We start from the raw sequence: 14,089 nt of genomic DNA, 5'->3' as shown, positions 1-14,089 counted from the left end.
TCGACTACGTGGAATCTCTTCGATGGGTCTCAATAGCCTGGAGAGCTAGAGCATACTCTGCAGGTGCGCGCCGTGGTTAGACCCAGCCGGGCCATTCACTTGTATTTCCGGCCCCCATGGATCGCTTCCCGCTGACGATTGACCAACCATTCTTCCAGCGTGTTCGCGGCGACGTAGCGTTTTCCGTCAGGTCCCCGGAACCACGGAATCGAGCGCTCGTCGAAATATCTCCGCACCTGGCGTGGTGACATAGCCAACCCGAGTTCACCGAGCTTTTCGGTTGCGCCGTCGACGTCGAGAAAAGGCGGGCGGGGGTCCGAGTATGTCTGGGTGTTACACATCGGCGTTCTCCGTTCGTCACGATCGGTTCGTTACGGTTCACGCCGGATATGGGGTAAATCTGAATTTCGACCGCTCAGATTTCGCTGGTCGTCGGCGGCGGGGCGCCGAAAGGTCCGGCGAGGCCATCCGGCCCGTCGGGGTAGAGACCGTTAAAAAATTCAATCACCGCATCTCATGTGTCGTTCGGTCTGAGACCTTCCTGCAGATCTACACAGTAGCGTTTTCGAAGGCCTGACGTCCCGCGGATCATCTGAAGATCCAAACGCTCAAAGCGGCCGATTCTGAAGCACACAGTAGGAGGTTTATCAAACGATAACTCTGATACCGATTTTTTCAACGGACGTCGAGCTGTCGAGACAGCTTTCCGGCTCGCGGAACACGACCAACGCGACCACAGATTAACAATCGATCTGAGACACCAATGCGTCGCCGTATATGCCGAAAAAAAATCTACGAAGAAGGCCGCCCCCACGGAAAGACCAAAAAAACCCTTAAAATCGCCCCGTTGTGACGGACACAGTAAAACGTTCAGATTAAGGGTTCTCGTACGCGCGCACGTGCACGTGCGTGAGGGGGCCGGATAAAGAACCGGAGCAGTCGCCAGTGACCCAAAAAAACAGCTCAATAGACCGATTTTGAGTGGTCCTCTCCCCCCTTTATAACCCCCCTCTCCCAGTTGCACCAATCACGCCCAACACGCCCTTTAATCACCCGACACATCCAAGAGGATTATTTATCAAGAGGAACGAAGCGGGGGCCAAAGCCCCCGCACCCCCGGATGCTCCCCCGACACACCCATTCAATCCACCAAGCACCGGGGAAACCAACCCACCCCAGACCCATGTCTCTCATATGTGGGTCGCGAACCGGGTTAACTTCCTGAGAAACCAATCAGTTAATCGCGGATTTATATGAGTGTGGCGGCCGGGTGTCCGGGTCGACGCGCGTCGCCGCGCGGCCGCGCTTCTCTTCTAAACCGACGCGTTCGATGCCGGCTTTGTGAGCGGCTTCGAACATCGCCTCTTCGAGCTGACCCACCTTGCTCGCGCGGACAATAAATGAATCGTGTACGGGCAGCGCGAGGTCATTCGATTTCGCGAACCGGCGCATCACGTGCATGGCCATCCTGGAATCTACATTCATCAACCACGACCCGGCGTCGCTGTGAAAATAGCCGCGGATGCGGTCGTGAGTCTTTTTGATCGCTTCAATGAGCTCGTTCGCGATCGAGAAAGCTTCTCGAACATCAGCCTTCGAGCACTCGATTAGATCCGCTGCTGCGACACCGAGTTGCCGCGCAATCTCGTGCAGCAATTCGTTCGGTGGGCAGTGGTTGCCACCATTCAATACGGCCCAAACCGGTTCTTCGCGGCAGTTAAGCTCGTGTGCTGTTTTCGCTATCAACGTATCGGCGTCCACACCAGACGACGCTATCAAAGCACCGATCTTCTTCATGAGCTGCCGACTGGTCAATGAAGCCATTTCTTCGTTTTTCGCGATCGCTGAGAGTGCAGATTGTTTGTTCTTAGCGTTGATCACAATCAACATACCGAGCTTAACCAGACCGCGATAACTTCGCGGGATCAAGTCACGATCTTCATCGGTCCATCCGGGAATATCGTACGGATCCGCCGGCGGCTCGAGGCCGGCTTTCGCATAAAGAAGCGTCGGATGTAGAGCTTTGTAATCGACCTCGATTACCGGTTCGCCATCAATGCGCATCTCACGCCGATCTTCGCCTGGCATCGATTGCCAGCTCGCCCCGAGTGCGTATGCACGGCCGCCGCGTGCAAACGATTGGTTGAAAATGCGGGCTATCGGCGCTGCCACGACGCTGCCGTTTTCATCGCAGACGTCGTGCCGCTTTAGCTCTTGATTCAGGCCATCGATCTGGGAGCGGGCGCGGTCCAAGTCGCGATTATCGCGGTAGTCGACAGCGTTGCCGTCACCGTCGCGCAGAATGATGGGGTCAGATGGTGCTACGGGATGTGGCTTCTCACCTGCGCAGAGCTCCTCAGTTCGCTGAACGAACTCGTGAGTTGGCTGGAACGCGGAGCGCCAACCAAGGTCGCCAGGATTACGTTTGTCGTGGATTATCAAGCCGAGTTCGGCCAAGTGATCAACCGCGCGGGTTACGCTGCGGTAGGTATACAATGGGTTTTTATAGCGATCTGGAATGTTCGCGTAGTGCTGTTTCCGGCGACTGTAAGAAATCGACAAACCATGTCGGTAAGCAATCTGTGAGTAGATCGCGATCGCAGCACCAGTCTCGCTTAGACCCCACTCCTGTCTGATCGCAGGCCATGCATTCTTGTGACGCCACGACAGACTGATCGGAGTTTGTAACGGACCCACCGCGTCTTCGTGTTCAAAGCACGCGGCCTGAATTTTCAAATTAATCTCATATTCTGTTACGGCACCCATGACTCGACTCCTCCTTCAGAGCCGAGCGGATGAGTGAACCGGCAGGAATCTAGAGATTTGGCCTTGATCTAGAGTCCGCAGACTCCTAATGTAGCCATGCAAATATTGCGATTCGCTGCCGTGGTGGCCCCAACCGCCCGGCGGCTATGTCTAACTTACTTGAAGAGCCCGTACCGTTGGCGCGGTGCGGGCTCTTTCGTTGTCTGAACCATGGTGAACGAAAGCTTGGCTGGGTTCAAGAAACGGAGCACAAGCGCAAGTCGGGTCTGATATTTTGTTTACATTTTCGGGCCGTTGATGTCCGGTTCATCGGGGTCGTCGTAGTCGTCTTGGTACCCGTTATTTCCAGGACATTCGGGGGTCTTGTCAGACTGCAGCGTGCTCGGCACCGGTTCGCGAAACTGACCGGGCTCTTGAGCGCTGGAGTGACGGAGCTCTCCAGGTTTACACTCAGCTGCCAGCTTAAAGATTGAACGGTCGCCCGACCGTCAGAAGCGGTCGGAATGACGGCGCCGCACCGTACAATTTAACTTCCGGAAATGGCCGGACAATTGGGAAGCTGGAATCGCGAACGGGTGCTCGTGGAATCGCCGACGGAACCGGTGGAATCGGCAACCACGGTTCATGGAATCAAGTACGAACAAGTGTGGAATCGCCAACCAAAACTTATCATTATAAGAATATGAATTATGAAAACTGGCACGCGTTGCCGATTCCGGCACCTGTCGTTGGCGATTCCACAGTCACGTAGTAACGGGGGGAGTCGTCGGCAGCGCCGCTGAACTGGGTCTGTTCACACCAAGGGGATTTCGTGAGCCTCGTTTCAACAGGCTGCCGAAAAATCCCGGCTGACGCGGCCCCTCCGGCCGTGATTCCCTGCTTTCAGCACGATCACGGAGGTGCCGAGTTGCGCGGGGACGACCGACGTTCCGGAAGCTTGTTCAGCTACGTCGACCTGGAGCAGCGCGTCCCGTCGGATCATCCGCTGCGGGTGATCCGGACGGTCGTCGACGACGCGCTCCAAGAGCTGTCGCCGACCTTTTCCGAGATCTACAGCAAGCGCGGCCGCCCGAGCATTCCACCGGAGCGGCTCTTGCGCGCGCTGCTGCTGCAGATCCTGCACGGTCTGCGCTCTGAGCGGCAGATGATGGAGCGGCTGGAGTTTGACCTGCTGTTCCGCTGGTTCGTCGGGCTCGGGATCGACGATCCGGTCTGGCATTCGACGGTTTACGCCAAGAACCGGGACCGCCTGTTCGAGAGTGACGTTGCCGAGCGCCTGCTTAACGCCGTGCTCGACCATCCCAAGGTCAAGCCGCTGTTGAGCGGGGAGCACTTCTCGGTGGACGGCAGCCTAATCGACGCCTGGGCCTCAATGAAAAGCTTCCACCCGCGCGAGGGTCAGGGTGGCGGCAGCGGCGATGACGACGACCAAAGCTCTGGAGGTTCCAACCGGGACCAGGGCCGGAACCCGTCGCGCAACTTCCGGGGCGAACGGCGGTCCAACCAGACCCACGCATCGACCACGGACCCGGACGCCCGGTTGTTCCGCAAGGGACCGGGCAAGGAGGCGCGGCTCGCCTACATGGGGCACGTGCTCATGGAGAACTGCAATGGCCTGGTCGTCAGCACGCGGACGACCCGGGCTCACGGATCGGCCGAGCGGATGGCGGCCCTGGAGATGGTCGCCGACTTACCGACACGCGCCGGCCAGACGCTGGCCGCCGACAAGGGCTTCGACACGGGCGACTTCGTCATGGAACTGCGGGAGATGGGCATCACCCCGCACGTCGCCCAGAACAGCTACGTCACCGACAAGGCCCGACGACGCTCCGCGATCGATCGACGAACCACCCGCCATCCCGGCTATACGGTCAGCCAGCGCGTGCGCAAACGCATCGAGGAGGTCTTCGGCTGGGCCAAGAGCGCCGGCGGTCTGCATCAGGTTCACCATCGCGGGTTGAACCGCGTCGGAGCGCAGGTCACGCTCGCCGCGACAACCTACAACCTGATCCGCTTGCCCAAACTGATCGGAGGCGCGGCATGAGCGATCCGGCGCACTGGACCCTCGACGATGCCGGCCGCGGCGACAGGAGCGCCGAGATCGCGGACGACGGCACGTTGGAGATCGAAATCCACTTCGTCGACGGCGACGAGCCCACCCTTACCGCCCAACGCGAGATTTCTTCAGTAGCCTGCTAGTGCGCGCTCACCCGTTGCGCATCGGGCCTGCGGGTGCGCACGCGGGCGATCCCGACCGCGGCCAGGCCGCTGAGAAGCAGCAAGAGACTGGGAGGCAGGGGAATGTTCTGCGGCGGCGGCGCACTGGACGCCTGCAGCGTGAGATTGTCGAACGCCGCATAACCGCCCTGCAGCAGATCGATCTGCAGGGTCACGTTGCCGTTGCTGTTGCCGGTCGTCGACAAGCCGAAGGCGCCGGACGTGAAGTCGAATGTATCGGGGGCTGACGGCGTCCCGGCGAGATCGAAGCTGTCGAGGATCATGCCGCCGCCGATGCCAACGGTCCCCGTCGGGTTGTCGAACAGGGTGAAGCGGAAGATCGGTTCCACGCCGCTCGGGACAAACGGCCCGCCGAAGGTCGTGAGGTCAATGCTCGAGATGTCGATGAAGACGTTGAAGAACGGAAAGGCGCCGACATCGAACGACAGCCCGAGACGGTCGTCCTCGGCATCCGACAGCATGCCGATCGCGAAGTCTCCGGCCACACCGGCGGGATCGGACCAGCCGGTCCCGAACGCTGCCGACCCGGCGCCCCTGTGCGACCCCGAGACGTTGAGGGTCTCCACCGTGTTGGTCTGCGCGAAGGCAAAGCCGGCGGGCTGGTTGCCGTAGTTGTCGTTGACTGTGTCGAAGATGTTTACGTCGCCGCCGTCGTTATTGTAGCTCGCCGGGTTCTCGAAGTCCTGGTCGTAGAGGGTGATTGCCGCGGCATGCGCCGCCCCGAAGGGCGCAAGCATCACTGTCGCCATCGCCAAAGCGGAAAAGGTGCGGTGCATCGACGTCTCCGTTGTGCAGCCATGAAGCAGGTGACCACCAAGCGCAAGTTATGTGCCAACCTTGGTAGTGGGTTGATTCCAAGCGCGAAGCTCAATCTTGGCGTTCAGGCGTGGTTCAGCGTTTTCACCGTTTTTTACATCTCCGCGCTGCGATCCCCATCATCTGTAAGAAAACCCGACACCGGCAGATCCCGACCGGAATGACGTCGCCGCGATCCTCCGCCCCGGCGATCGCCCGGAGCGGATCGCCGGGGCGGAGGGGGCGCCGGCCCGTCCGTGCATGATCCGCAGCCCAAGAAGCGGGAAAGGCGGCCAGTGCTTTTGAAGTCATCCGATATCCCTATCTCGGCTCCGAACCATGGGGGCCTGAATGTCGGACAAAGCGCTTATGGAGGTGGCGTTTTCGGGCGATCTGGATGAGATCGTCGGCCAGGTGAACATATTGCCGTTCTGCCAGCCGTGGCCTGATCCCCTCAGACCGCTCCAGGCGCTATCATAGGGCGTCTGGTTTTCGAGGAGATCGGAGATGGCACGACGGAAGCGTTCCCGGGAGGAGATCATCGGCAAGCTGCGCGAGGCCGAGGTGCTGCTGGCGCAGGGCAAGAAAGTCGGCGAGGTCTGCCGATCCATCGGCGTCACGGAGCAAACCTACTACCGTTGGCGCAACGAGTATGGCGGCCTCAAGGTCGACCAAGCGCGGCGGCTGAAAGAGCTGGAGCGTGTAGATCGGCGCCGGGGTCATGCTAACAAACCATTTCTCAATCAATGATTTGTCGCGTCGATCGGCGTCGAGACCCCACGCCGATGCACAGTCGGTTTCAGGATTCCGCGCTTGACGCCCGATCTGCTACGGGCGAAGCAGAAGATACCACTTTTGATGGAAACACAAAGCTTCTCGGAGTTTTCATGACCCTCGCCAATCGCAGCCTCGCATTCGGGACCTTCTTGCTGATCGCCAGCATCGTGCTGGTCGGCCCGGCCGTGGGGCTGCATTTCGCGATCGCGGGTTAGAATCCGATCTACATTCCGTATGCGCTTCTAAATGGCAACATCTTCATGGCCGGTTGGCCCTCTCAACTCGCGACCGCGATTACCCTTACCGCCATCGCCATCGCGGTTCGCTTCGCCAGCCGGTCGACGCGCCTGCATGCGCGTGGCAAGTCAGCCGGGATCGGCGGACACCCGGTTCTGGTGGTCTTCGGTTCCGGGATGGTCCTGTTGGTGATCTACGTCGCGCTGGGCGCCGCAGCGGTGGCGACCCAGTGGATGGTGCTCATGATCGCTTTCATGATCGCAACTCTGATCGGCTTCTTCCTGGCTGCCTTTTACGGCGGCCTGCTGATCGCCTCCATGGTGAACGCGCGCTCCCAGTACCGTCCCGCCGTCGAGACTGTGGAGAAGGGTTTCACGCCGTCGCTCGTGTTGGGCGATTTCACCGGCAACGGCATCGGCATAGTCGACGCGGATCGCCGCATGCTCTTTGTCAGCGGCACCATCTGTGGCTTCGACGAGGTATCGTCGATGCACACCGAGAACGCGCGAAACTTAGCAAAAATCCGTGTCTCCCTGACGTCCGGCACCACCCCGGTGAAGACGATCGGCTACCAGAACCAGGGACAACGGGACCAAGATTTCCAACGACTTTCCAACGCGCTCGGGATGCGTTGATACGGTCCTCGCTGGGACCAGCGCAGGGGCAGGAGGGGCGTGATTCCCGTTAGCCTTGGAAGGGCCGCTTTCAGGGCACGAGGAGCTGATTAAGAGCGTCCCTGCTTTTCGGGCGCGCCATGATCTTGTAGTGGGATAGGTGCGGAAGAGCGGTGAAAGTTCCGTAGCGGCAACGGCCCCGCCAGCCATGGACGCGACCCCAGTTGATCGGCACATCGACCCGCTCCTTAACCTCGAGGGCACGGGCGAGGGTGGATGCCGGTTCGATGACGCCGTTGACGATGACGTGCCTAGGCTCTGCGCGATCTAGGAGCTCTAGCCATAAGGCCTTGCCAAACTCCAGAGCATCTCGCCGTTTCTGGAGTGTTTTCCAGTTCGCGGATCGGAAGGGCACGAGATTACCGGCCAGCACATTCTCCGGTTTGATGCCCAGCTGCTCGAAGAGTAGACACACCTGTATTTGAAGCGGGGCTAGCTTTCCGTCCTCGCGCCAGTTCGTATCGCAGTAGGCGCTGCCCTTTTCGCGCGCCACGTCGGACGGGCCCTCCGGCGCCTTGTCACCGCCCGGATTGAGGCTGATGAAGGCCACGGGGGATCCATCGAGAGTGTACGCCGGGCTATACAGCAACGCCCATTTCCGCGCGTCGCCGCGTTTGCGGTACTTGGACTCGATGCGTCGCCCCAGAAGCTCCACGAATCTTGCGTTCGGAAGAACCTCGTCGATCGTCGCCTCCGTTCTTCATCCCCTTAGGCGATCGCCTAAAGCTTTGTAGCAAACTCAGCCAGCTACGCCAGGAGCGCGAACTGCGGTGGCTGCTATGCAGCCGTGGCGACGCCAGCGCGTTCAAGACGTACCATCGTTTTCCCCGGCTGATCGACACCATGATCCTGCGCAATTTCACACCCGCCCTGCAACGTTGGAAAGGTCCCGTATTGAAAGACTGGTTTACGTCTGAACCCGCCGAGAAAAGGTTCACGACCACCGGCTCTTCACGACGGCACGCAGGTTACGGGATCGGGCCGAACTTACTTCCGACGCCTTTGCTGTGGCCGATGGCGTGCCGACGGCCTTCCGGCTGAAATGGTCCTGAACGCTGGCCGGCAAAAAGCGGCTCACGGGCGCGGTGACGTAGCCGTCACCATGCTTGGCCTGCTGCGTGCGGTAAAAGCGCTGCGGGTGAATCAGGTGGAGATCGTTCTTCGCCCGCGTCGCCGCGACGTAGAGGAGCCGGCGTTCTTCCTCGATGTCCGCGACGGTGCCCGTGCTCATGTCCGAGGGGATACAGCCGTCCGTGCAGTTGAGGACATAAACGCACGACCATTCCTGGCCCTTCGCCGAGTGGATCGTGGAGAGGATCAGGTAGTCGTCGTCGATGTTGGGCGCGCCCGCGTCGTCACCGGTCGCCTCCGGCGGGTCGAGCGCGACCTCGCTCAGGAACTGACCGCGTGACGGGTAGCCGGCGGCAATCTGTTCGAGCTGTTCGAGGTCCCGCATGCGGGCGGCGGGATTCTCGTGAAGGCGCTCCAGATGCGTGGCGTACCAGTCGCGGGCGATCCCGGGTTGCGACGGCCACGGCGTGGCGCCGCTCTCGAGAGTGTGGATGGTCGCCAGAAGATCCGGCCAGGCATCGCGGGCCGCGGGCGGGGGCGTGAAGGCATCGAGCGTGTCTGCGATCGGTGCCGTCGCGTGTTGCTGGATGCCGGCAAGCGCCTTGCGGGCGGTTGTCGGACCGATCCCTGGCAGCAGCTGGAGCGTCCGGAAACCCGCGACTTCGTCCCGCGGGTTCTCAGCCCACCGAAGCAGGGCGACGAGGTCCTTCACGTGCGCCGCTTCCAGGAACTTGAGACCGCCATACTTCACGAATGGGATGTTGCGCCGGGCGAGCTCGATCTCGAGGGGGCCGCTATGCCAGCCGGTGCGAACCAGGACGGCTTGGTCCTGCAGCCGCGTGCCGGCTTCGAAGGCGGCCAGGATCTGGCCGCAGACGTAGTCCACTTGCGCCCGCTCGTCCCGAGCGGTGACCAGCTTGGGTCGGTCGCCGCCGCACTTCGTGGACCGTAGCTCCTTGCGATGTCCCTCGGCGGCCTGAGCGATGATCGCGTTGGTGGCCGTCAGGATCGGCTGGCTTGAGCGGTAGTTCTCCTCAAGCGTCACGACCTGTGCCGGCGGATCGAACTGATGGGCGAAGTCCAGGATGTTGCGAACCTCGGCGCCGCGAAAGGCGAAGATGCTTTGTGCGTCGTCGCCCACCACGGTAAGACCGCGACCATTCGGGCAAAGGCCCTGGAGGATCCGCGCTTGAAGCGGGTTGGTGTCCTGATACTCGTCAACAAGGACGTGATCGAAGGCGCCCCGAAGCTCCTCGGCGATGTCGGGCTCGGCCATCATCGCCGCCCACAGCTGAAGGAGGTCGTCATAGTCGAGCAGATCGCGGCGTTCCTTCGTGTCCGCGTAGGCCCGGAATAGGCCGCGGAGCTCGTCCACCCAATCCGCATACTGCGGGAAGGCGTGGTGCAGGACCGTCTCCAGGTCTTCGTCTTTGTTGACGGTTCTGGAATAGATGGCGAGGCAGGCACCCTTTTTGGGGAAGCGCTTGTGCTGACCGGAGAAACCCAGGTCCTCCCGCACGAGGTTCATCAGATCCTCGGCGTCGCCCCGGTCGAGGACCGTGAAATTCGGCGCCAGCCCGATGACGTGGGCGTAGGCCCGCAGCAAGCGGTTGGCCGTGGCATGGAAGGTGCCGGCCCAGTCCAGCCCGTCGGCCAGCACGGCACGCGGGCCGAGCGCCTCCGCACAAATCGCCTGGGCCCGACGGGTCATGTCGGCGGCGGCCCGGCGCGTGAAGGTGCACAACAGGATCCGTCCCGGATCGGCGCCGTTGAGGATCAGGTTGGCCACCCGGGCGGTCAGCGTCTTCGTCTTGCCGGTTCCAGCACCGGCGACGATCAGGAGCGGGGAGGGGACCTCTCCGACAGCGACGGCATCGAGGCCGTGAAAGACCGCCGCGCGCTGCTGATCGTTGAGGTCGGTGAAGAGCTCTTGATCGCGTTCGGCCGGCTTGGACATGACCTGCTGCTTCCCCTGGAGACCGAGCGCAGGTTCGCATAATGTTCTGGTTTGGGCCAGAGGCTGATACCGACGATTACGTCGTTGGGTCCCGGTTACGCAGGGCTTCGCTCGTCTACCGTCGAAGGTGGCCGCTGGGCGTCAGCACCTGCCCCCTCAAAATCTTTCGTATCCAAGAGCCTGTGACATCGGCCATCGTCTATCTTGCTGCCGATCGACAGCTGGACGGTCATTCGCCCGGTTCAGCTTGCGCGAAAACACGTCGGTGGAGGCGTTCGAGCCGACGGTCATGCAGGCCCCAGGCGCGCAGGTCCTGAACCGTTTTGTCCAGATAGACCGCGCAGGTACCCAGCGCGCCCCGGCCTGTACGCAGGTACTCGGCCGCGGTCGCCTCGTCTGGGCGCGGAATGTAGCGCTCGCTGCGCTTGTTGGCGACGAACGCGAGCGCCCACACGCGCTCGCCGGGCGTGGCGAGGGCGACCCAACGCGGGACGTACACGCCCGTGAGCATCTCGCGCCGCCAAATCAGTAGGAGTTCCGCGCGCAAGTTCTGGGGCGGCAAACGCAGCGCCACACCCCGGCAACTCCCACCACCCGTGAGAGCGAGCATCAGCCCGGGCGCCTCGGGCGAGCCGCGGCCGTGGGTCATGCGCAGGCGGAAGTCGCGGTGATAGCCGTGTAGCCGGGCCGGTCGGTGCTCGGCCACGGGCACGCATGGGCACGCAGCAGCAGGCGAGATAGATGATAAAACCTGATCATCCGGTGATGGAGGATGGTCGGGATGGGAATGCGTATCGGTCAAGCTGCGGCTTTTCTGGCTCCCCGACGCTGCGAATGGATTTCGGGTGGCGCTTCGCCCCGGCTGCACGGCAGGTTGGTTTCCGAGTTGAACGGGTGGAGCCGCGGCTGGCGGGCGGAGCCCCTCCATAAGGCGGAGCCCGCCAGCCGCGGCGGCCAACGGCGGCAGCGGTCTGGGGGTTCCAGTGAGCAGCAGTCAGGACATCTTCGCGCTCGGTCTTGGTCTGGATGAGCCCTGGACGCTCCTCGATCAGCACCTCGACACCAGCAAGCAGCCGCACGAGCTGCACCTGCGCGTGGGCACGCGCCGCGGGGCGCAGCTCCCGTGTCCGACCTGCGGGCGGTCGTGCAAGGCGCACGACTTCAAGGAGATGACCTGGCGGCATCTGAACTTTTTCCAGCATCACTGCTATCTCACCGCCCCGGTGCCGCGGGTGGATTGCCCCGAGCACGGCGTCAAACGGATCCAGGTCCCCTGGGCGCGGGAGGGCAGCAGCTTCACGCTGCTGTTCGAGCAAGCCGCCCTTGCGATCGTGCGCGAGATGCCGGTCGCAGCGGCCGCGCGGCAGATGACCGTCACCGACAAGCGTCTTTGGCGGGTGGTGCTGTTCTACGTCCACCGGGCGGTCGCGCGCATGGACAGGTGTCGGGGTCACCCCGCTTCAGAGCTCGTTGAGAAATTGCGGCATTACGCAGAACCTGCCGTGTATCAGGCGCTATGGCCTCGCGGCCAACCCCGGACCATCAGCGCAGTTATATGACTCTCGCATTTTGCTTATAACTTCGACTTGCCGTATGCCCGCGGAGCCGTTATAAGAACGTTGAGAAACGCTTATAACGGAGTGCCTCACATGAAGACCATCGACCTCGCATACCGAACGATGTTCGCCGAATTGGCGCAACGATGCCTGGACGCATCATTCGAAAGCGAATTCACGCCAGAAGGGAACTTTGTCCGGGTTCCCGTAAAGGGAAGAGACTACTGGTACTTCGAAAGGACCATGCCTGAGAAGACGCGCAAATACGTCGGCCCCGCCGACGACCCCGATATCGCCGAGCGGGTCGAAAAATTCAGGGAAATCAAGGACGATATCCGGAGCCGGCGCAAGCTCGTGTCGACGCTCACCCGCGAAGGCAGATTGACTGCGCCGGACCGCTTCACGGGCGACGTCGTGGATGCCATGGGGAAAGCCGGCATCTTTCGTCTTCGCGGTATCCTGATCGGCACGGTGGCGTTCCAGACATACTCGGGGCACCTTGGCGTCAAATTGCCGGGGTCGTCACTACAGACGGGCGACACGGATTTCGCGCAACATTATTCGATCTCCTCCGCCGTTGAGGACAGCATTCCAAACGTCGTCGACGTCCTGCACGACGTTGATCCGACTTTCCGGGCTATCCCGCATAAATCGGATCCGATGCGCGTGACGCAGTTTCAGAACGCCTCCCGTTACAAGGTCGAGTTCCTGACGCCGAACCGGGGATCTGACGAATACAGCGATCGGGCCAGCCAAATGCCGGCGCTGGGCGGGGCCTCCGCGCAACCCTTGCGTTACCTGGACTTCCTGATCCACGAACCCATTCGGACAGTCATGCTGCATCGGGCGGGCGTTCCGGTCACGGTCCCCGCGCCGGAGCGATATGCCGTTCACAAACTGATCGTGGCCTCGCAACGGCAATCCAATTCGGATGGCCAGGCGAAACGTGAAAAGGACCTCCTCCAGGCCAGCCTGCTGATTGAGGCGCTGGCGACCACTCGTTGTCAGGACGAGCTCGCCGAAGTCCTGACCGAGGCGTGGAACAGAGGCCTGTCCTGGAGGAGCGCGATCAGGAAGGGCCTCGACCTGATGCCGGAAAAGGCACGGGAGGCGAGCGTCGAGACGCTCCGAGAGGGATTGGAGTCCATCGGGGAGGCTCTTGACGAGTTTCCCGGAACCGAAGGCGCGCCGACGCCCTAGACACAAGCAGAACCGGGCTGCGCACCATGGTCGGCAAGGGCAAGGATTGCATTCGCCAGTTCCGGCGCTTCCTGCATGCCCACGGCGGCGACGGCCCGCTGAAGGATCGTGATCGCGATGCGCTGGACGAACTTGAGCGCCTCGGCATGGCCACCGGGGCGGCGTACAAGATCAAGGAGAAGCTGCGTTGGGTGCGCAAGGCCGCGACCCCACAGGCCGCCCGCTGGCGCCTAACGCGCTTCCTAAACCATGCCGACGAGATGGCCGCCAGCGACGACGCGCTGGAGCCCGTTCGGCAGCAGATCGACCGGATCATCCAGCGCTGGTACTCGACCCACTCAAACGCCCGCCTGGAGGCCTGAACTCGATCTTCCAGGCCGCCCGACACCGGGCCCGCGGCTACAGCAGCCCGGCCACCTTCATCGCCATGATCTACCTGCTCGCAGCCCCGATCGGCGATATCTCGAAATCCATTTGAAGCGTCAGAGCGCCGCTTTTCTGGGTGTGGCTGTTGTGATACTACGCCGGTGGGAGAGAGCCGGCCGGCTTGTGCCGGCCTGGCGAACACCGGGTGGTCACCGGCGCTACACCATCGATGATCTGAGCAACTTTACGGGCCGCGCAGCGACAGAACGCAGAACAGTTGGCTATGCGCGTGTTTCGTCCCATGACCAGAAAGATGATCTGCAGCGACAGGCCGAGCGACTGGAAAGTTACGGCAAAAGGCACGCTTATCCTGGCACGGTATTCTCTGCCCGGCTTTACGGACGCCGGTCTCACCAGAACCGAAACGCGGCAAGATGTTGAGGAAGAGTCAA

12 protein-coding genes and 2 pseudogenes are annotated in these 14,089 nt (G+C 61.7%); 8 read left to right on the top strand and 6 right to left on the bottom strand.

Going from position 1 to position 14,089, the window contains the following annotated elements:
* Positions 1–95: 95 nt before the first annotated feature.
* Complete coding sequence (locus RHOSA_RS0118545; protein ID WP_027289842.1) at positions 96–341, bottom strand: hypothetical protein; 246 nt, start codon at positions 339–341, stop codon at positions 96–98.
* Positions 342–1,233: 892 nt separating this feature from the next.
* The gene (locus tag RHOSA_RS0118540; protein WP_027289841.1) at positions 1,234–2,766 is read right to left on the bottom strand and encodes a hypothetical protein; all 1,533 of its coding nucleotides are present in this window, start codon (positions 2,764–2,766) and stop codon (positions 1,234–1,236) included.
* Positions 2,767–3,673: 907 nt separating this feature from the next.
* Here RHOSA_RS0118540 and RHOSA_RS0118535 point away from each other — a divergent pair.
* Complete coding sequence (locus RHOSA_RS0118535) at positions 3,674–4,810, top strand: IS5 family transposase (protein ID WP_027289840.1); 1,137 nt, start codon at positions 3,674–3,676, stop codon at positions 4,808–4,810.
* Positions 4,807–4,965, top strand: a complete 159-nt coding sequence (locus tag RHOSA_RS25300) for a hypothetical protein (protein WP_156092826.1) — start codon at positions 4,807–4,809, stop codon at positions 4,963–4,965. The genes RHOSA_RS0118535 and RHOSA_RS25300 overlap by 4 nt, the downstream gene beginning before the upstream one ends.
* On the opposite strand, the gene RHOSA_RS0118525 is transcribed toward RHOSA_RS25300, so the two are convergent.
* Positions 4,962–5,780 (bottom strand): hypothetical protein, encoded by an 819-nt coding sequence (locus RHOSA_RS0118525; protein ID WP_027289839.1) that lies wholly within the window; start codon positions 5,778–5,780, stop codon positions 4,962–4,964. The two genes, RHOSA_RS25300 and RHOSA_RS0118525, sit on opposite strands and share 4 nt — an antisense overlap.
* A gap of 526 nt (positions 5,781–6,306) precedes the next feature.
* Here RHOSA_RS0118525 and RHOSA_RS0118515 point away from each other — a divergent pair.
* Together RHOSA_RS0118515 and RHOSA_RS0118505 are read left to right on the top strand one after the other, a co-directional pair.
* Positions 6,307–6,513: pseudogene (locus tag RHOSA_RS0118515) on the top strand (transposase); the annotation flags it as partial.
* 323 nt (positions 6,514–6,836) lie between these two features.
* Positions 6,837–7,448 (top strand): hypothetical protein, encoded by a 612-nt coding sequence (locus RHOSA_RS0118505; protein WP_027289837.1) that lies wholly within the window; start codon positions 6,837–6,839, stop codon positions 7,446–7,448.
* A 70-nt stretch (positions 7,449–7,518) separates the two neighbouring features.
* Here the strand turns inward: RHOSA_RS0118505 and RHOSA_RS0118500 are convergent, their stop codons facing one another.
* From RHOSA_RS0118500 to RHOSA_RS24915, 3 genes are all read right to left on the bottom strand, one after another.
* On the bottom strand, positions 7,519–8,037 hold the full coding sequence (locus RHOSA_RS0118500) for a hypothetical protein (RefSeq protein WP_156092824.1): 519 nt from the start codon (positions 8,035–8,037) through the stop codon (positions 7,519–7,521).
* A gap of 384 nt (positions 8,038–8,421) precedes the next feature.
* Positions 8,422–10,515, bottom strand: a complete 2,094-nt coding sequence (locus RHOSA_RS23610) for an ATP-dependent helicase (RefSeq protein WP_051432331.1) — start codon at positions 10,513–10,515, stop codon at positions 8,422–8,424.
* Between the two features lie 229 nt (positions 10,516–10,744).
* Complete coding sequence (locus RHOSA_RS24915; RefSeq protein ID WP_169816656.1) at positions 10,745–11,221, bottom strand: gamma-glutamylcyclotransferase; 477 nt, start codon at positions 11,219–11,221, stop codon at positions 10,745–10,747.
* Positions 11,222–11,516: 295 nt separating this feature from the next.
* On the opposite strand from RHOSA_RS24915, the pseudogene RHOSA_RS23600 reads away from it, so the two are divergent.
* From RHOSA_RS23600 to RHOSA_RS26010, 4 genes and pseudogenes are all read left to right on the top strand, one after another.
* Positions 11,517–11,931, top strand: a pseudogene (locus tag RHOSA_RS23600) (helix-turn-helix domain-containing protein); the annotation flags it as partial.
* Positions 11,932–12,164: 233 nt separating this feature from the next.
* On the top strand, positions 12,165–13,271 hold the full coding sequence (locus RHOSA_RS23595; RefSeq protein ID WP_051432328.1) for a nucleotidyltransferase family protein: 1,107 nt from the start codon (positions 12,165–12,167) through the stop codon (positions 13,269–13,271).
* Positions 13,272–13,297: 26 nt separating this feature from the next.
* Positions 13,298–13,633: a transposase gene (locus RHOSA_RS0118475; protein ID WP_027289835.1), complete on the top strand. Its 336-nt coding sequence runs from the start codon at positions 13,298–13,300 to the stop codon at positions 13,631–13,633.
* A complete protein-coding gene (locus RHOSA_RS26010) occupies positions 13,521–14,078 on the top strand; it encodes a MerR family DNA-binding transcriptional regulator (RefSeq protein WP_081728837.1) in 558 nt (185 codons plus the stop codon). Before RHOSA_RS0118475 ends, RHOSA_RS26010 begins: the two co-directional genes overlap by 113 nt.
* Positions 14,079–14,089: the final 11 nt, after the last annotated feature.

Origin of the sequence: Rhodovibrio salinarum DSM 9154 (assembly GCF_000515255.1) — a bacterium.
Lineage (GTDB): Bacteria > Pseudomonadota > Alphaproteobacteria > Kiloniellales > Rhodovibrionaceae > Rhodovibrio > Rhodovibrio salinarum.
The sequence above is the reverse complement of the archived record's forward strand: the minus strand, read 5'-3'. Positions and strand labels throughout refer to the sequence as shown.